We start from the raw sequence: 19991 nt of genomic DNA on the forward strand, positions 1-19991 counted from the left end.
TATGGGCTTTTTTTTATTGCCATTTATAATTAAAGAAGAAGAGTTTTTATTTTTTTTATTATTATGGGACCAGGACCAGAATCAATTTCTTCAAATCAGAGTATGCCGAATCCGATTGTTTCACAACAATCATCTCAAAATGAACAAGTTACAGCGGATTCGAAGACTCAGGCAGCGACACAAGCTGAAGGAGCTAGCTCTACCAAATCGACTTCTGTTAGTCGATGGAATTTTTTATCGGCAGCAAGAAATGCGTTAGTGGCTCTTCGTGATGCTATTGTGAATAAACTTTCTGGCCTTACAAGTTCTTCGCTTGGTGTAGAAGCTAGCGCGTCTAGTTCAGCGGTTACTCGTACTCCGGCAGCTGATTATGATGATGCTAAAGCAGATTTTGATGCAGCAAAGACTGGTTTACAGGATGCAACAACGCTTGCTGATTATGAAAAAAATATGACGGAATTGAAAGCTGCTCTCCAGGATATGGAGCGCTTAGCAGGTTCGGACCAAACTCATCAAACAGAGATCGAGAATATTAAACAAGCTCTTCAAGATAAACAAGAGGTTATTAATAAGTTAGATAAGCTTGTTACGTTGCAAAACCAAAACCTCTCATTGATAGAGGCGTTAAAAACAACGGATTCTGCTGGCCAAATTCCTGCAATTGGTAGCCAGTTTGAAGCTAATCTTAATGAAGCTGAGAATGTTATTAAAGAGCTTCAAGCTGGTAATATCAGCAACTACGATGGCGTTCTTTCTAACGCAGAGGAAGTGATCAAGAATTCTTCGGAATCAGGGCTTAAATTGAGTAACGCTTTACAGACTATTGTAGATGCTGGTGATCAGAGCCAAGCAGCTGTTCTTCAAGCACAACAGAACAATAGTCCTGATAATATTGCTGCAAGTAAAGAGATTATTGAGGCATCGAAAGAGAAAGTAGAGGAGTTAAAACAAGAGAATTCAGAACTAACATCTTCTCCTCTTGTATCGAAAGCAGAAGGACAAATTGCTCAAGCACAGCAAGATATTGAAGATATAAAACCTAGTGGTTCTGATATTCCTATTGTTGGGCCAAGTGGATCTGCTGCTTCTGCAGGTAGTGCTGCAGGGGCTTTGAAAACTTCAGGTAGATCAGATAGAATTTCCTTATTGCTGGATGATGCGGATAATGAAATGGCATCTATCGCTATGCAAGGGTTTCGATCGATGATCGAGCAGTTCAATGTAAATAATCCTGCGACAGCGAAAGAATTAGAAGCTATGAATGCTGAGTTAACAGCTATGACGGAGCAGATGGAAGGACCGAATGGCGAGCTCCCTGCAGAAATACAGGCGATCAAAGATGCTCTTGCTCAAGCTTTGAAACAACCAAGCGCGGATGGTTTAGCTACAACATTAGGACAAATAGCTTTTGCTGCTGCAAGAACTGGAGGAGGATCTGCTGGAGCAGCTGGAACTATCCAGGCAAATGTAAAACAGCTTTACAAAACGGCATTCTCTTCGACTTCATCAAGTTCTTATGCATCCGCTCTTGCCGATGGGTATTCTGCTTACCAATCTCTGAATTCTGTATATTCGGAAAGTAGAAGTGGTTTGCAGTCGGCTATAAGTCAAACCGCTAATCCTGCGCTTTCAAGGACTCTTTCTCGTTCTGGTATAGAAAGCCAGGGACGTAGTGCAGATGCCAGCCGCAGAGCCGCAGAAACGATTGTGAGAGATAGTCGAACTCTTGGGGATGTGTATAGTCGTTTACAGGTGCTGGATTCTTTGATGGGAACTATTGCCAATAATCCTCAAGCAAATCAGCAAGAGATCATGCAAAAACTAACAGCATCGATCACCAAAGCCCCACAATTTGGCTATCCTGCGGTTCAGAATTCTACAGATAGTTTGCAGAAATTTGCTGCAAAATTGGAGCAAGAATTTATTAACGGAGAGCGTGATCTCGCAGAGTCTAAGGAAAACGCATTCAGAAGACAACCCGCGTTTATCCAACAGGTACTGGTCAACATTGCTTCCATATTCTCCAACTACCTTTCTTAGTGTTTAGGTGATGGAATATGATGACCTAGAAGAGTCCAAAAAGAAATTTTCTTTTTGGACTCTTTTTCGAGAAAGAGAAACAAAAAAGTTTTTCAATACCAGGGAGGAAGTTGTAAAAAAAATATTGTTGGGCTAGGTTCGCGACAAGTGAAACTGTAAGGTTTTTTAGAGAGCTGGCAATGAACCGTATTAACCACACACAAGGATCATCAACGGATTATAATAGCACTCTTGAGGCTATAGCAAAAAAATTATCCCAACCAGATTCTACGACGATCCTATCTCAGGTTACTCAATATGAGCAGCTCAAGGCCGAACAAGAAGCTCTTAAAGCTCTTCTTGCTTCCTTTGATCAAAGAGCGGATCAACAATATCGAAACCTCCTTAAACGTTTAGAACAGTTTGAAATTGAAAGAAAAACGGGACGTTTTTCTGAGGATAGTCGTATCCAAGAAAAACCTATTTCTTCTACACAAGCTGAGAATCAAGTCATTGCACAGGCCGTGGTAGATTCTTCCTCAGCCACACCTATTTTTACTGGGATTAAGCAAAGTTGGGCAGCGCGATTCGTTCAGGGCATCCATGAGGTTCTTGATCACATATTAGTAGAGGATGCCTTGCTAACGGAAGAAGAGCGAGGAGATTTGCTTGCCATCCGTATGGATGCCGCCTCACTACGAGATAAGCAGGAGCGATTATCTGCAGAAGATCTCCGATGGTTATTCTCTCTTTCTAAAGATGTTATTAGTGTTTTACAAAAAGCGTCTTTGCCTGGTACTCGGCAACTAGAGCTTATCCAGTTTTTAACAAATATTTTTGGATCTGAGGAAAGTTTAGCGGAATCTTTTGCTAAAGTTCGATTGGATCATTTCCAAGAGATTCTATCTACAGTTAAAGAGCTTTTGACAGAAGAAGAGTTTTCGATATTTCAAGATGTAGTTGATGAAATCTCCTATATCAAACACGCCAGTGAAATCTTTCTTAGCCCGGAGTATATCGAAGCGATCTCTCGTGTTGGGGGATACCTTTCTTCTAAAATTGTAGAATCAGGGCTAAAAGCTAGTTATAAAGTAGACCTTTGCCAACGGATAGCTGCCATGTACCAAGAACAGGTAGATGCTGTCCAGACATATCACAATTTAGAGCAGGAAGCTTTATCTGTGTATTCCTGGCAACATAGTCACTTTGCACAGGTCGTGTCATTAGTTTCTTCTCTTATGCAGTCATTATCTCCAGTGAGTGACGAGGAGCGTATTTTATTAAACCCCGCTATGATGGTAAGTATTTTACCTACAGTGCGAGCAATAGGTATATCTTTTAATTCTTTAACAAAAGAACAGCAGCAAATGATTAATGCAGCTGTTTCTTCGTTACAGGATCAGAACATAGATGAGTATTTGGGTGTTCTATGGGCGCACTTAATCATCGTGAACTGTCGGAACGATGAGACAAGGTTGTTGGAAGGTGTGGAAGAGAGTTTTACAGAAGCATGGAGCGGATTGAGTGAAGAGTTTGTGTTGACGGCTACTATGCGAAAAGTTTTGCAGACGTGTTCTCAACAAGGATCCGTAACATTAACAAATGGGGAAAATTACGCGCTATTTTCTTATGATGCATCAGGAAGAGAGATCTGTGATGAAATGACTTTAGGAGAAAGTTTTCATCAAATACTAGGGACAATGGTATCTGTTGCACTTTCTGAAGCTAATCTTTTTCATAAAGAAAGGGATAGTTTTATTCTTCGGGCAAATTCTGAGAAAAGCTCTATTCTTAAACATATTACTCAAAAGGAATCAAAGAATCAGTTTCTAACGAAGATGCAGACAGATTTAAATACAGGTAAGACTGTAGTGCAAACCAAAGGAGTAGAAGCTTCTCCTCTCCCTTCTGCTGTAGCCTCTGTATTGATTGATCATTACATGCCAAAAGAAGTGTTATTTTTAGAGGCGATATCTGCGCGTCTTTACTACGGAAATTTCGGCTCTAATATTGGGAATACAATCTTAGAGGCGATTAGTTCGTATGTGAATTCTGCCACGTATTTTGGGTTTGCTAACTACATTGGGCAACCTCCTGCTGCTGGGAAAACAGGAGAGAACATTTTTGCAGGATCTGTAGATAGTGCTAAAGAGAAGCTCGAAGAAGAAAAAAAACAGGTCGATATTTTTCTAAAGATTACTACGGATGCCAAGACTACGGTAACTAATCAACAAAGTCTTGTTACTGCTGATACGAAACTTTCTGCTGAGCAGAAAAAGAGTATAACGGATGAGTTGACACGGTATACAAGTATTCTTGATGCGATCAGTACCTCTTTAACGTCATTAAAGACTCACTTGGCACCACTTACGATAGCGGCTGTTTCTGATGTTGCAGGGGTTTTTCAAGTTACCAATGGTATAAATGGCACAGATGGAACAAACTGGCGTTTGGTTTTACAGAACTTAGAAGATACGGTAGTTTCTGGAGAAGCAGGAAGCGCAGTAAACGTTGGAATGTTCCAAATGCAAGCACTTGTACACTCAAACCAGCAGGCTTATGCAGATATGGGCCAGAATTTTCAGCTAGAGTTACAAATGCATCTTACCTCTATGCAGCAAGAGTGGATGGTTGTTGCAACCTCGCTTCAGCTATTGAATCAAATTTATTTAGGATTAGCTCGTAACTTGATACGATAGTTTTAAAAAAGCAGCTTATCTTTTAAGCTGCTTTTTCTATCCAGCCAGTTTTCTAGTCAATCCGAGATAGATTTGATTAAGAATTTGTAAAGATGTAGCAACAACAGTCCATTCTTGCTGCATAGCAGTCATGTGCATTTGCATTTCTAGTTGATAGTTTTGACCCATATCTGCATAAGCTTGTTGATCTGCCTGCACAGTTGCTTGCATAGGAAACAATCCTCCTCCGATAATGTTAGAAGGGAGACCGGAAACAAGAGCATCTTCTAGCGTTTCTAGACGAGCTTGCCATTGATCTTGCCCTCCGAATACATGGAACGTTCCTTCCGGATCTTTGTCTTGAGCTTGATTTCCGTTGCGAACACCTACGGTCAGAGGGTTAAGATATACCTGGAGTAGTACTAAGGAACCATTAATCGCATTGAGGTTATCAGCATAACCATTCAAAGCGTCTATAATGCGTAAGCGTTGTTCGTTGGTAATAACCGTATCTTTCTGAACTTTATCTAACTGATCTTGTACAACATTCAGAGCATTTGCAGTATATGCCATGTAAAGCTTTGCTTGTTGTTTTTCTAAAGCTAGTTTAGCTTCAGCAGTTTCTTTTGATCCTGGGAAAGTATCTATAGCCATGCCGGTCATAGGTTGCTGCCCTGCAAAGCTTGCAAAGTTAAAATACGTAGCTCCGTTAACGAAGAAAGAAATAGCTTCAATTATTGCATTTCCTACGCTAGAGCCAAAATTACTATAGTATAGATCGGCTTTCATCTGTGTCAAATAGTCGATTTCTTTAGGCATATAGCGATCTATCAGAACGGAAGCAACAGCAGAAGGAAGAGGAAGAGAACGGATCTCGTAAGATTGTGCTAATAGTTGTTGGGAAAACAGGTCTTTGCGTAGTTGAGTGATTCGTTGTAAAAGATCTTCGCTTTCTTGTAATGTGTTGTCTAATTTCGCACTCTCTACTTGTGCTAATGCCCTAAATCTAAAGAAGGCTCGAGCAGAAGTTTCAGCGTGATGATTCGCAGCATCAGTGATGTTGGGTAAGAATCCTATAGATCCGAAGTTAAGAAGGACGGGGTTAAGGACAGCATTATTAGAATTGTCAGCTTTGCTGAAAATAGTGTACTGCCGCTGTACACCATCGACTGTAACTTTGAATTGTCCATTTTCTGCAACAATACTTGTAAGTGTAGATTCCAGGGTTTGGGCAAGAGAAAAGGAAGAGTGAATGGTATTTGCTTGAGATCGTAATGCTTGCTTAACTTCATCTACAGTTACAGAGTCTTTAGAGGCGATCGTCGTTGCTGCTATAAAGTAGGCCCAGACAGCTCCGACATAGTCACCAGCTTTAAAATCATTGAGTGTATTAACGGTATTATTAACTAAAGTTTGTTGTTCTGGGGTTAGTTCATGGAATCGAGAATCAATAGCACGAACAGCTTGTAATGCTCCAGCAATGATAGCATTCGTCACTTCTATGGTTGTTTCATTCAATCCAATAGGAGCGAAACTGCCCATAATGAACTCAACAAGGCTACAAATATTAGAGAAGAGCGAACTATTTCTTGCATTTACATAAATAGTTTCATTCAAAACATTATCTAGATTTTTAATAGATGAGGCCTGATCTCTATAGAGGTCTGCAATGTTGCGGCAGAGCTCAATTTTTTCATTACTAGTTAATGAGGTATTGACAATGGCTGAAGACAGAGCTTCACTTGTCTGTAAAATGGTATTGAAACCTTCACTATCAAAAGGTCCTACATATTCACGAAGAGTATCTATGACGTCTTGTAAATCTTGAAACGAAGCAAATTCTTCAGGAGAAAGTTTTGTTTGAACGATATTTAAAACATCTTGAAGCCCTTCTATGCGCATATCCGCAAAGACCTGTTCTATAGAGGAGTCTTCTCCAAAAGAAGCTAATAAATTATTCGAAAAAGTCACTTTTTGGCTTCCATCAAAGGGAAAAGTTTGAATGGCATTAAAGATTTGATCGGGAAGAAGATTAACAGTTTCGAAGTCTGCATTAGATAATTCACCATCTTTAGCCTTATTGACCAGTTCGATCAGTAAACTAGAAAGGTCTGTGAAAGTCTTGAGATCTGTCGTTGGAGGATTTTGTTGTTGAGAGATTTCTGTGGCTTTTGCTTTTGCGGAAGTAACAACTGCTAAAAAATTTACTAATACATTGTGAGTCCAGGCCTGTTTAGATGCATTGTAAAGAGGATCTAAATGAGGAGGATCATAGCTTGCTGAGTTAGAGTCAATAGATGGTTGAGAAGATGTGGCAAAGGTATCAATCGACAGAGAGCTCACCAACTGCTCATATCTTCCTTGTATACCTTGGTCTAAAAGAGATAAAACATTTTGAATCGCGGTTCGTTCTATTTCAGCCTTTTGGAATTGCATAATATGGTGTATAGAGAGGGGATTATTTTCATGTTTAGAAGAAAATAATGTTTCTATTTTTGTGTAATCTTTTGAAATAGAATGAATTTTATTAAATATGTTCATAGAACACATCTCAACTATTATCTTTTATAAAAAGATTACCACAAAAAATTTTATAAAAACAAACATAGAAAAAAACTTTTTTTAATAAGAAAATAAAAACATAAAAGTTTTTAATTTTGTTTTTATGTCTTCTTACTATTTAAATTTTCGGCCAAGTACTGTATCTGGAGAGGGGTTATTTAAACTCAAACTCACAAACCCTTGTTCTCATTTTGAAAACAAAGCAAAGCCTGCTATTGATATTGAAGAGTTAAACTCTGGACTCTATGTATTAAGACGTTTGGCAGTAGCTTTAGAATCTGGATATCTTGGTGTGGGCTCCATCATCAACCCAGATAATAGAATTTTCCCAGGAGGAGATAGGGTTATAAGGAAAGTTTGGGAAGGAAGCACACCCTCTTCCGGAACCATCTCAGGTAGCACTGTTGACGCGATCAAAGCAAGCACGGCAAAAGCGCTAGTCACTACGATTACCGAGAATTTAAATACGCTTATTGAGGAGATTCCTGAACTTCCCATGACTCAAGTCGCGGGAGTGTCCGCTACTTTAGTTTTGATGGCTTCTTATCAATCGAAACCTTCGCTTTCTGATACAGAACAAAACGCAGTTTTTAGTAGTGCGTATACTCCTTCTGATGAATCTATTAAAGAGGTTATCAAGCAAGAACAAGAGCAAAACATTCAAGAGGGAAAAGATCGTATTACCGCTCAGTTAACAGCACAAGGGGCTTCTGAACAAGTGATTGCGGACTCACAGAAAGATTATGAGGATTACTATATCTCTGAGTATTTTCAGACACACGTAAAAGAAGCTCTCTGGCGGTATCGTGCAAGTGTGGGAAAGGACATTCGTACGATGTTAGATTTGTGCTTAGCATTGGGACCCAATGTTTCTACTACTCTTACAAAGGATAATATCAAAACAGAAAATGCCAAGCTGGTGCTTAAGGAATGGATGGATGCTTTTAGTAACGCCATAGAGACGGAGTATGCTTTAGGAGGTTCTCAAGAGGTTATTGAAGCTGTACTTGCCATGATTCCATATGCAACTAACAGCAATTTAAATGAGGCCGACATCAGTAAAATTTATACCCAGGCAGCTCTGCCATCTCCACAGGTTATGGATGAGTACCTGACTAAGCAAGATGCGGGGATTTGTAAAGGAGCTGTTGTCAAAGCTTTCCAGCAAGCAACACAAAATCTCCAAACTATACGTGCTAGCATAGAATCAAATATCCAAGAGCTGGAAATTAAAAAAACTTCGTTTGAACAAGCCCAGGCCTCTTTAGAAGGTATGCTCGAAGGGGTTAAGCGTTTAAACGATAATAAAGCGTTTACATCTATAAGGTTGACGTCTGTTATGGAGTGCTACGCAGGGTTGATGGCGCTATCTCAGCTATCTGGCGTTTTGGAAGATAAAGGAATTGCCCTGGTCACAGAGTATGTGAACCAATTTCTACAACTCAATAATACCAATACAACACAGACTTTAGCACACGTAATATCCTATATGGCGGCTTATTGTGAGGTAGCGGAATGTACGATGGCAAATACGACGCTTGATAAAAACGCTGTGATTCAGAAAGTTAAAGAAAAATGGCAAGAACTTGTAAAACAGAAGTTTTTTGAATCTTTTAGCTCGACTATACCAAGCGATTCAGAGTTACAAACTAACTATATAGCGAATGGTAGTGGAAATGGTAATGGAGTCTGCCGAGCTAATTTTAGCAATTTTGTAGATAAGGTAATTACACAAAACTTAGACCTTTCTGGTGCTGCGAATCAAGCTCAGACTATGCTGACGGAGTTTCAGACCAAAGCAGCTGAATATCTGAATACATTCCAGGAGGAGATAGATGCATTGAACACAACTTATGAAGAGTTAGATCCAGCAAAAGCAAGCTTTAATGTTTCTTCTGGAAATCAAGAATCTCTACGTGTGAAAGCAGTGAATAGCTGGGTTCAGTCAACAAGTTTAGGGTCTGCTTTTATCCACCTCATTTTAAATACACAGATTCCTAAGCAAGAAAATTTCTTAAATCCTTTGATTCAGGAAGTGAATTTTAATAACATTGCTGCCAATGCTGTCAATGACCTGTTGTCAATTACCAATCATTTCTCTACATCTTCCGTTTACTATAATCTCTCTTCTTATCTTGTACAGAGCAAAGAAGGGAACGATTATTTTTGCGGAGATTTCTTCGAGTTCGTGAGTGCTTTAGCGAAAGAACGTGAGTACATCGTTAGAGATATCAATAGTTGTTATCGAGCGGAAGAGTTTGGAAAGACTTTGCTGGGCAAGGTTGAAGCTTTGGCGGCTGGTAATAAAGTGACGGCTGCTCAAGCCAATAATATGCGTACGCAGGCTAATTTATATTTATCTTTCATTCGAATTATTGTTGAACAGCTTAGTGTTTTGGATTCTTTACTGGGCAGTCTGAACTATGAACCTTTGTCATCAAATAATACTTACGATGACAAGAAATACAAGATCACGGGTCCTACGGACTGGATTTCAACATTAGCGAGCTTAGAAGGATATGTTACTAACGGGTTTGATAACACGAGCCCTTCTGGAGGACTAGGACCTATGCATACCTTAGTACAAACAGATCAACACGATTATCTAACGCAAAGCCAAACACAACAGTTAAACTTACAAAACCAGATGACGAATATCCAACAAGAATGGACATTAGTTTCCACGTCTATGCAGGTTCTCAATGGGGTCCTGTCTCACCTAGCTGCTGAAATTTACTCTAATTAGAAAAAAAGAAGCTCACAGATATACCCATGAGCTTCGCATATAAAAAATGTGTAAAAATCTAGGAAGCAAGAGCAAGAATAATATTCCCCAAAGCAGATAGGAAGCAGAAAATACCCACAATAAAAGCCGTATGTGCTCCCAAAAATACGCTTGAAATGGCTTCGACAACGAAATTGAATCCTTGAGCCACCACATCGAGGACACTACAAAGCAGAGCAAACATGCTAGCGCGTGCTGCTTTGCAGCGATCTGCAAAGGTAGGAGTTTTTCCATCTCCGCTTGGATCTGCTTTAACGGCATGGTGAATTGCTTGAATGTTATCAGCAACATCGAAAGCAGAGCTGACAGCCCCGAATGCCAAAGCAGATAATCCGAGGCCTCTTGCATGTGTGCCTAATTGGTAAACAGGAAGGGTTGCAGATCCCATAAATCTCGCGGTGCTTAGGATCTTACTAGCCAAACGCGTTACTTTACTTAAAGCAGTCAAAGGAGATAGAAGTTGTCTTTGCTTCGAGACGGGATCTACTCGGAAAGAACCGTCAGGGTTCGTTTCGAAGAACAAGCCGCCTGTTAACATCTGAACAATCCCACATCCAACTTGTACTGAGTTGTTTGCACTTTGAGCAGCACCCAAGGTTGACTCAATAGTTGAAAGCTGTTGGTGGGTAGATTCAGACCAAGAAACTCCCGGCGCAAGTCGCGTTACCGAGCAGGCGGAAGAAGCTAAATCAAAAAGATCATTGACAGTGTTTAGTTTTGAGCGAAAGGAACCGGCTCCGCCACGTAGACAATTCATGACTGGAGAAGACATGAATCTTCCCACCGGACTCAACATAAATGGTAGTATTGCCATTGGAAACCCCTGGTAAGAATTTAGCGCTTTCTTTGTTCAAATATTTCGTGAAGGAAAACTAAAAAGAAGGCGTTTTGGGAAAAAATTATAGAACTAAATCGCATTTAACGCGAAGCAAATCAAATTTTTTACAAAAAATGATCCAAAAGCTTCTGAAAATGAGCGTATTCATCAGCTTCTTGGATCTGAATTCGTTTAATTAGGAAAGAACAGAAAGTCCTAAGCGGCGGTACAGGCTCGTCCAGAAGCACGAGCTTTGACTCGATCAGCTTTGCCCTTCTTAAAAATTCCTCGTTTCACAGCTTTATCTGCAATGCTGTAAACGGAACGTAATCCTGCTGAAATAGATTCTACATCACCAGACTGCACTGCTAATTCAAATTTTTTCAATGTAGTTTTCACTCTCGACTTGAAGCTTTGATTGCGCAGCTGCTTTTTCTTAGAAGTGATAACCCGCTTCTCTGCGGAAGGGCGTTTCTGAGGTCCGACTTTCTTGCTCGGTTTTTTTGGTGCCATAATCTCTCCCAATTAGGCTATTTTTAACGCAAAGAACAAACGTGACACCTCACAGTAATCGTACTGTGATTTTCGGCATGACATGAGAGTAGGATAAATGTTGTATCCGAAACTTTACGTCATTTCTGGGAGTGTCACCCCAGAGACCGACACAAATATCTAACAGGAGTGTCGGCAGTAACAATGCCATCCGCTTAGACCTTACAAGTGACCCGGGACGGAACACATGGAGATTTTATGTGAAAGGACAATAAAATAGAAAGAAAAATGGATATATAAAACGAAGCCAAGAGGAAGAAGAAGAAAAATGAGATTTAAATAGAGTTGAGAAAGTTAAAGTAATCAATATAAAAGAAGTTTTAGTAATTGTTAACATCGTAGTAGATTCTAAAACGGTTTATATTCCAAAATTCAAGAAAACGATGATGAACTCTGACAAACTATAAAGGCTTTATTGAGAGTTCACTGCAGGAGTGCAGTATTTTTTGATGAAAGGACCGGACATGACGCGGGACGTTTTGAATAAGAAAAAATATCGAGACAAATCTAGACTTATTAAGCAAAAATTTCAGCATTGCATGTCTCGATATTTTTATTATCTTCCTCCTATATTAGCGATACTCCTCCCCGTAGGAAGTTGGCCTTTTTTATCGGAGCAGCAATGGCGTTATAGTTATTTTCTTTTCCCTGTAGTCTCTTCCTTGGGATGGTTATTTGCTATCGGGTTTCGCGAGCGGCAGTTGCGATCTGCTGCTGGACAACTTCTTGAAGCTAAGATCCGCAAGCTGACAGAACAAGATGAGGGGTTAAAAAATATTCGTGAAACTATAGAAAAGCGTCAAAAAGAGACGGACCGTTTGAAGATGCACAACGACAAATTGGTGGAACAACTTGGCCAAGCTCGAGAAGTGTTTATTCAAGCGAAGGGGCGTTATGATCACATAGAAGAAATTTCAAGACGTATTAAGGAAGAAAATCAGCAATTGCGCATGCAGTTAGAGGCTGCTGTTCGTGAGCGTAATGAAAAAATTTTAGAAAATCAGCAATTACGTCAGGAACTTAAAGAAACTCTTGCTTATCAACAAGAACTTCATGATGAATATCAAGCGACTTTTGTTGAACAACACAGTATGTTGGATAAGCGGCAGGCATATATTGGTAATTTAGAAGCGAAAGTGCAAGATTTGATGTGCGAATTACGTAACTTGCTGCAGTTAGAAATGGAAGCTAAAACGGATTTACCAGGAAGACCTGTGGCTTCTCGTGATGTGGTGGCTCAACTTGTGCTGGAATTTCGGAAAATAGTTTTTCGTGTTGAGACGACAGAAGCTGCGGACTCTTTGACTGCTTTACGGTATACCCGAACAGATCCAACAGCACACAACTATTCTTTGGCCTGTCGCCAGTTGTTCGATGGTTTGCGTGAAGAAAATTTAGGGATGTTATTCATTTATGCGCCATTTGCCCGCAGGATACTCTTTGCTAATGCACTATTTAAGGACTGGACAGGGTATGGATTGGAAGATTTTTTAAATGGAGATAATGATGTTATTCTTGAGGGGTTTGCCCAATGGGAACGAGATTTACTCACAGAATCCCGAGTGGAACGTTCTGGAAAAATTGTGATTAAAACGAAAGCTTTCGGAGCTACTCCTTTTTACTATTGTGTGGTAACGTTAGATAAAGGACCTTTTGCTCAGCATATACTAGGTGTCTTGTACCCGGCGAAAGCGAGTTTCTTTACAAATCTTTCTTGTATTTAAGAATAAAATAAGATTTACGCTGAGATTTTTTAAGCTTTAGTGAGATCAATAGGCTTTTTTATCGCAAAAATACCTAGATTTCTTGTTTTTCTTAAGATAGACTGTCACTTTCTAGGCCGATTTTTCCTTAGTTTTAATTTGTCAGCATGCGCATGGATACGCTAGATAATCAAGCTGCAGAAGCAGCTCAAGAAGAAGAAATCCAAAGAAAATTAGAAGAGTTGGTTACTCTTGCTAAGGATCAAGGGTTCATTACATATGAAGAAATTAACGAAATTCTTCCTCCTTCTTTCGATACGCCAGAACAGATCGATCAAGTTTTAATTTTTCTTGCGGGGATGGATGTTCAGGTTCTGAACCAAGCAGATGTAGAACGGCAGAAAGAAAGAAAAAAAGAAGCCAAAGAGCTAGAAGGGCTAGCTAAACGTTCTGAGGGAACACCGGACGATCCTGTTCGTATGTACCTCAAAGAAATGGGGACCGTTCCGCTACTTACAAGGGAGGAAGAAGTCGAGATTTCGAAACGAATAGAGAAAGCTCAAGTACAAATCGAAAGAATTATTTTACGTTTTCGCTATTCGACTAAAGAGGCGGTGTCCATCGCACAATATCTTATCAATGGTAAGGAACGTTTTGATAAAATTGTTTCTGAGAAAGAAGTCGAGGATAAAACACATTTTCTGAATCTTTTACCTAAACTGATTTCTCTGCTTAAAGAAGAGGATGCGTATTTAGAAGAGCGTCTTCTGGCTCTGAAGGATCCTACACTATCTAAGCAGGATCAGATTAAACTAAATGATGACCTTGAAAAATGTCGTATTCGAACACAAGCGTATCTGCGATGCTTCCATTGTCGTCACAATGTTACAGAAGATTTTGGGGAAGTTGTTTTCAAAGCATATGACTCTTTCTTGCAATTAGAGCAACAGATCAATGATTTGAAAGTGCGAGCAGAAAGGAATAAGTTTGCCGCAGCAAAACTTGCTGCAGCACGGCGCAAATTATACAAGCGGGAGGTAGCTGCTGGGAGGACTCTCGACGAGTTTAAGAAAGACGTGCGAATGTTGCAGCGTTGGATGGATAAGAGTCAGGAAGCCAAAAAAGAGATGGTTGAATCCAATTTACGGCTTGTCATCTCTATCGCGAAGAAATACACCAATAGAGGTTTGTCTTTCTTAGATTTGATTCAAGAAGGAAATATGGGCTTGATGAAAGCCGTGGAAAAATTTGAATATCGTCGTGGGTACAAATTTTCAACGTATGCCACATGGTGGATTCGTCAGGCTGTAACACGAGCAATTGCTGATCAGGCAAGAACCATTCGGATTCCTGTTCATATGATAGAAACCATCAATAAAGTGCTTCGTGGAGCCAAGAAGCTGATGATGGAAACAGGAAAAGAGCCTACTCCTGAGGAGTTGGGAGAAGAACTAGGTTTCACTCCAGATCGTGTTCGAGAGATCTATAAGATAGCTCAGCACCCGATTTCTCTGCAGGCAGAAGTTGGAGATGGTGGGGAAAGCTCTTTTGGAGATTTCTTAGAGGATACCGCTGTTGAATCTCCTGCTGAGGCTACCGGCTACTCTATGTTGAAAGACAAAATGAAAGAAGTATTGAAGACTCTTACCGATCGGGAGCGGTTTGTTTTGATCCATCGGTTTGGTCTTCTAGATGGTCGTCCCAAAACCTTGGAAGAGGTTGGGTCTGCGTTCAATGTAACAAGAGAGCGAATTCGACAGATTGAAGCTAAGGCTTTGCGGAAAATGCGTCACCCCATCCGTTCCAAACAATTACGAGCATTTTTGGATTTATTGGAAGAAGAGAAGGTTGGCTCAGGAAAGATAAAAAGTTACAAAAATTAGTATTTCTTTTTGTAAGGAGTCTTGTTGTATCGGTTAGATATTGCAGATTTTCGTGTTTGGGTGTCTTTGGGAGTATCGGAACAAGAACGGCATTATGAGCAGCCCGTTCTTGTTTCTCTTTCTCTTTTTTTTAAAAAAGAACCCAAGGCTTGCTCTACTGATCAACTGTCAGACAGTGTATGCTATGCTTCGCTCGCTTCTTTGATTGAAAAGACTGTAACGAATAATCCCTGTGCTTTAATTGAACGTTTGGCTAAGGTTTTGCTGGAAAAAATCGAAGAGGCTTTAGTCGATCAGGTTTGTAGGATTGATGTGCGGGTAAGTAAAGAGCGTCCTCCGGTCCCAGATTTATTAAGTCCTGTCAGTTTTAGTATAAGTAAAGAGGTATCGTGACTAGTTGGAATTTTGTTTGTTTAAGTTTAGGTTCGAATTTAGGTAACCGACATGACCACATAAAACGTGCCTACGCAAGTTTAAAGAAAGCAGGAGTAAGAAATATAAAAAGCTCCGTGATTCTTGAGACCAAGGCCCTACTATTAGATGGTGCTCCTAAAGAGTGGGATCTTCCTTATTTTAATTCTGTAGTTATTGGAGAGACATTGCTTTCTCCAGACGAACTCATCAAGAAAATCAAGGATATTCAAAAAGATTTTGGAAGGGATGATTCGCAAAAATGGGCTCCTCGGCCCATTGATATAGATATTCTTCTCTACGGAGAAGAAGCATTTTCGTACCATAGTGAATTATGCACGGTGCCGCATCCCAGACTATTGGACAGACCCTTCCTTCTTTCGATGATTGCCTCCTTATGTCCGTATCGTCTCTTTTATTCAAAAGGGGCACCTTGCAACGGGAAAACCTTTGCAGAAATTTCAGCTATTTATCCACTCAAGGAAAACGATGTTTTAGGAAGTTTCGGGCCTGCAATCCAGATTATGGGCGTTGTGAATATCACAGATAATTCTATATCGGACACTGGGTTATTTTTAGAGTCAAGAAGGGCTGCGGCACATGCAGAGCGGCTATTTGCGGAAGGAGCTTCTATTATTGATTTGGGAGCTCAAGCAATCAATCCCCGGGTAAAAGATTTAGGAAATGTTGAAGAAGAATGGGAACGTTTAGAGCCTGTTTTGAAGCTATTAGCGGAACGATGGCGACATGCTAAACAATATCCAGATGTGTCGATAGATACTTTTCGTCCTGAGATCATACGGCGAGCTATTGAAGTATTTCCTATTCGTTGGGTTAATGATGTTTCTGGTGGCTCTTTGGAAATGGCACATTTGGCAAAAGAATTTCAATTGCGATTATTGATTAATCATTCGTGTTCTTTGCCTCCACGTCCGGATTGTGTTCTTTCTTACGAAGAATCTCCTGTTGAGCAAATGTTACGTTGGGGGGAATCTCAATTAGAAACATTCTCTCGGATAGGGTTAGATACTCGCTGGCAAGTAGTCTTCGATCCAGGTATAGGGTTTGGGAAATCTCCTGTGCAGTCCATGTTGCTTATGGACGGTGTAGAGCGGTTTAAACAGACGTTAGAATGCCCAATATTAATCGGCCATTCTCGAAAATCTTGTTTGAGTATGCTGGGTCGATTTAGTAGTGAAGATCGTGATTGGGAAACCATAGGCTGTTCTGTATCTCTTCATGATCAAGGTGTCGATTATTTACGTGTACATCAGGTTGAGGGGAATAGACGGGCTTTAGCGGCTGCAGCCTGGGCAGGAATGCCCGTATGATGGAAGTAACAGGGGTTGTTGCTGTTGATCCCAAAGGAGTTATGGGAGCTTCGGGGAAGCTTCCATGGAGCTATCCTGAAGATTTGCGTTTTTTTGCAGAAACCATTCAAAATAATCCCATCATTATGGGAAGGAAAACGTGGGAAACGCTTCCTAGTAAATATAAAAGTAATCGGAAGGTTGTTGTATTTTCACGTAAGTATCGTGCTTCTCAGGGTATTTGGGTCTCTTCTTTCGAAGAATATAAGAAATTATTTCTTCAAAATCCTTTTTTGATTGGGGGAGCAGAGCTTTTTGAGGTTTTTTTTCAACAGACTCTTTTAAAAACTTGCTTTGTGACGCATATCAAGAAAGAGTACTTGGGGGATACAATTTTTCCTCTAAAGTATTTGTCGAATTGGAACAGAGAATGCATCCGTAGTACCGTGGATTTTACGATTTATTGTTATGAAAATTACTCCTATAAAAACACGCAAAGTATTAGCGAATGATTCTTTACTGGAGATTTTTAAGGAGTCATTACCTCCGCTTCAAGAAAAAAACATCGTAGTGGTTTCCTCGAAAATAGTAAGCCTGTGTGAAGGAGCTATTGCTGATGCTCAAATAAGCAAAGCTGAGTTAATCAAAAGAGAAGCGGATGCGTATATATTTTGTGAACAGAGCGGTATATATCTCACAAAAAAAGAAGGTATTCTCATCCCTTCAGCAGGGATAGACGAATCGAATACAGATCAAGCTTTTGTTTTATATCCTCGGGATCTTTTAGCATCATGTAATCGGATTGGGGAGTGGTTAAAAAGTTATTTTCGTGTGCAAGAATTAGGCGTAATTATTGCAGATAGTCATACTACTCCTATGCGTCGAGGTGTGTTGGGGATAGGATTGTGTTGGTATGGCTTTTCTCCTTTACATAGCTATGTAGGATCTCTAGATTGTTTTGGGCGTCCTCTGCAGATGACGCAGAGTAATCTTGTGGATGCTTTGGCGGTTGCTGCAGTTGTTTGTATGGGGGAGGGGAATGAGCAAACACCTTTGGCTTTGATTGAAGACGCTCCAAAGATTACATATCATCAACATCTTACTTCTCAGAAAGAGTACTTTTCTTTACGTATAGATGAAACAGAAGATTTGTATGGACCGCTTCTACAAGCGGTTTCATGGGATCAAGGAAAGGAATGATGGAGGTATCAATATGCATTTTTTAGATCAGTTAGATTTGATTATTCAAAACAAACACATGTTAGAGCATCCTTTTTATACAAAATGGTCGAAAGGGGAGCTCACGAAAGAGCAGCTGCAGGCTTATGCAAAAGATTACTACCTGCACATCAAAGCTTTTCCTAAATATTTGTCAGCAATTCATAGTCGCTGTGATGATTTAAAGGCTCGTAAATTGTTGTTAGATAACCTTATGGACGAAGAGAGTGGGTATCCTAACCATATTGATTTGTGGAAACAGTTTGTTTTTGCTCTTGGAGTTTCTCCTGAAGAATTAGAGATGCATCAGCCTGGTGAAGCAGCAAAGGCTAAAGTAGCAACATTTATGCGCTGGTGTACAGGGGATTCTTTAGCAGCAGGAGTGGCGGCTTTATATTCTTACGAGAGTCAAATTCCTTGTATTGCGAGAGAGAAGATTCGCGGATTGACAGAGTATTTTGGGTTCTCCAATCCCGAAGATTATGCGTATTTCACAGAGCATGAAGAAGCAGATGTTCGCCATGCTAAAGAAGAAAAGGCTTTGATTGCTATGTTACTCAAGGATGACAGTGACCAAGTACTAGAAGCCTCAAAGGAAGTGACTCAGTCTTTGTATGGATTTTTAGATTCTTTTTTAGAGCCTGCATCTTGTAGTTGTCGTAAAGCAATTGCTTCTTAAGGAAACGATTGTATTCCCCAAAACAATATCTTGTTTTGGGGCTCTTTATTCATTTTTAAGTTAAACATTCGCTATGTAAAGCCGTTTTACATCTCTTAGTCAGAGGGGCATTCAGGTATTTACGCTGATGCGCTGGAGGTATGTTTAATTGTGAGCGATATTTAGCTACGGTACGACGCGCACAGGAAATCCCTTTTGCAAGCATTTTTTGACTAATAACTTCATCAGATAAAGGGCTTTGTTCTGTAGAAATCCAATGACGTATCCATTGTAAAACAGTAGCTTTAGATTGATCAGGACAAGATCCTACAGCACGAGGAAACAACGAGCGCATAGAAATGCATCCGATAGGCGTTGCGAGTATTTTATTATCGATAGCACGACAAACTGTTGCTTCATGAAGAGAGAGCTCATGAGCTATTTGTTTCACAGAAAAAGCCTTTGGAGAAGCGCGGTATTCAAGAAGAAACTCTTCTTGATACGGAATTAACACACGAAGAATAGATAAAAGAGTTTCTTCTCGTTTCTTGATATTGCGGATCAAATGTTTCGCAGAACGGATTTGCTGTGATACATGCTCTTTATCATTATGAGGTAGTGTATCGTAAAGATGAAATACTTCATTGTTGAGTTTAATAGAGGGAAGGATTTCCTGATTAATCGAAATTGTCCAAAGAGAATCTTCTGAAAAAGACAGATAGGCATCGGGAAGGGCTGGTAAGGGTGTTCGGAGAGCTTGGGAAAAGCCTGTCGCAGGGCACCAGGGAATAGAGGCGAGAGCTCGTTTGAGAAATACAAGAACTTCAGACACTGACAGACGCATTTTTTTTGCAATTGTTGAGAAATCACAACGAGTCAGTAAAGCGAAGTGATTTCGAATTATAGTTAATGCTTCTTTATGTGAGGAAGTTTGAAGTAAGGATTCCCAATAAGCTTGGAGAGAGGGGAAAGCTATCCCTTGGGGATGAAACTGTTTAATTTGCTGCCATACTTCTAGGAAAGTCTGTGTAGAGATTCCTAAGTTAGCAGCTGCTAGACTAGGATTTTCAAGAAAAAACCCTTCGGGAGAAAGATTTCCTACGATGTACTGAGCGATAGCTTGTTGTTGAGAGGAAGAAAAATGAGCCTCTATCTGACGAAGAAGATGAGAGGACAGTGTTTCAATAAAAGGGTATTGATCATCAATAGGTGAAAAAGAAAACGATTCTGGATACGAATCTAACGCATCAAGATCGAAACAAGGATTGAGAATAATTTGCTGAGAGACAAAGGCTGCTAATTCAGCAACCGGCATCTGCAGCATGTCTAAGCCTTGTTGGAGATGTAACGTGGGGCAAAGAGCTACAGATGCCGTTTGATACTGATGCAACATAT

Annotated in this window: 14 protein-coding genes; 10 read left to right on the top strand and 4 right to left on the bottom strand. The window is 40.1% G+C overall.

What is annotated here, in order from left to right:
- Nucleotides 1-63: 63 nt before the first annotated feature.
- Complete coding sequence (locus tag IJ490_RS03695; protein ID WP_291894296.1) at nt 64-2040, top strand: hypothetical protein; 1977 nt, start codon at nt 64-66, stop codon at nt 2038-2040.
- Nucleotides 2041-2219: 179 nt separating this feature from the next.
- The gene (locus IJ490_RS03700; protein ID WP_291894298.1) at nt 2220-4718 is read left to right on the top strand and encodes a CT620/CT621 family type III secretion system effector; all 2499 of its coding nucleotides are present in this window, start codon (nt 2220-2222) and stop codon (nt 4716-4718) included.
- A gap of 36 nt (nt 4719-4754) precedes the next feature.
- Here the strand turns inward: IJ490_RS03700 and IJ490_RS03705 are convergent, their stop codons facing one another.
- Nucleotides 4755-7247 (bottom strand): CT620/CT621 family type III secretion system effector, encoded by a 2493-nt coding sequence (locus IJ490_RS03705; protein ID WP_291894302.1) that lies wholly within the window; start codon nt 7245-7247, stop codon nt 4755-4757.
- A gap of 115 nt (nt 7248-7362) precedes the next feature.
- Here IJ490_RS03705 and IJ490_RS03710 point away from each other — a divergent pair, with 115 nt between their 5' ends.
- Nucleotides 7363-10005 (top strand): CT620/CT621 family type III secretion system effector, encoded by a 2643-nt coding sequence (locus IJ490_RS03710; protein WP_291894305.1) that lies wholly within the window; start codon nt 7363-7365, stop codon nt 10003-10005.
- 58 nt (nt 10006-10063) lie between these two features.
- On the opposite strand, the gene IJ490_RS03715 is transcribed toward IJ490_RS03710, so the two are convergent.
- Nucleotides 10064-10858 carry a hypothetical protein gene (locus tag IJ490_RS03715; RefSeq protein ID WP_291894308.1) on the bottom strand — a complete coding sequence of 265 codons (795 nt, stop codon included), beginning with the start codon at nt 10856-10858 and terminating at the stop codon, nt 10064-10066.
- 219 nt (nt 10859-11077) lie between these two features.
- Nucleotides 11078-11374 carry a 30S ribosomal protein S20 gene (rpsT, locus tag IJ490_RS03720; RefSeq protein ID WP_291894311.1) on the bottom strand — a complete coding sequence of 99 codons (297 nt, stop codon included), beginning with the start codon at nt 11372-11374 and terminating at the stop codon, nt 11078-11080.
- A gap of 473 nt (nt 11375-11847) precedes the next feature.
- Between rpsT and IJ490_RS03725 the strand changes: the two genes are divergently transcribed.
- From IJ490_RS03725 to IJ490_RS03755, 7 genes are all read left to right on the top strand, one after another.
- A complete protein-coding gene (locus IJ490_RS03725; protein ID WP_291894314.1) occupies nt 11848-13137 on the top strand; it encodes a hypothetical protein in 1290 nt (429 codons plus the stop codon).
- 146 nt (nt 13138-13283) lie between these two features.
- Nucleotides 13284-14999: an RNA polymerase sigma factor gene (locus IJ490_RS03730; protein ID WP_291894318.1), complete on the top strand. Its 1716-nt coding sequence runs from the start codon at nt 13284-13286 to the stop codon at nt 14997-14999.
- A 24-nt stretch (nt 15000-15023) separates the two neighbouring features.
- Entirely contained in the window at nt 15024-15392 is a 369-nt protein-coding gene (folB, locus tag IJ490_RS03735) for a dihydroneopterin aldolase (RefSeq protein WP_291894321.1), read from the top strand.
- Nucleotides 15389-16741, top strand: a complete 1353-nt coding sequence (gene folP, locus IJ490_RS03740; protein ID WP_291894323.1) for a dihydropteroate synthase — start codon at nt 15389-15391, stop codon at nt 16739-16741. Before folB ends, folP begins: the two co-directional genes overlap by 4 nt.
- Entirely contained in the window at nt 16738-17232 is a 495-nt protein-coding gene (locus IJ490_RS03745; RefSeq protein WP_291894326.1) for a dihydrofolate reductase, read from the top strand. Before folP ends, IJ490_RS03745 begins: the two co-directional genes overlap by 4 nt.
- Nucleotides 17189-17920 (top strand): putative folate metabolism gamma-glutamate ligase, encoded by a 732-nt coding sequence (locus IJ490_RS03750; protein WP_291894329.1) that lies wholly within the window; start codon nt 17189-17191, stop codon nt 17918-17920. The genes IJ490_RS03745 and IJ490_RS03750 overlap by 44 nt, the downstream gene beginning before the upstream one ends.
- Nucleotides 17921-17933: 13 nt before the next feature.
- Nucleotides 17934-18617, top strand: a complete 684-nt coding sequence (locus tag IJ490_RS03755) for a CADD family putative folate metabolism protein (RefSeq protein ID WP_291894702.1) — start codon at nt 17934-17936, stop codon at nt 18615-18617.
- 55 nt (nt 18618-18672) lie between these two features.
- Here the strand turns inward: IJ490_RS03755 and rpoN are convergent, their stop codons facing one another.
- Complete coding sequence (gene rpoN, locus IJ490_RS03760; RefSeq protein ID WP_291894331.1) at nt 18673-19989, bottom strand: RNA polymerase factor sigma-54; 1317 nt, start codon at nt 19987-19989, stop codon at nt 18673-18675.
- Nucleotides 19990-19991: the final 2 nt, after the last annotated feature.

Source organism: Chlamydia sp. (genome assembly GCF_017472245.1).
Taxonomy (GTDB): domain Bacteria; phylum Chlamydiota; class Chlamydiia; order Chlamydiales; family Chlamydiaceae; genus Chlamydia.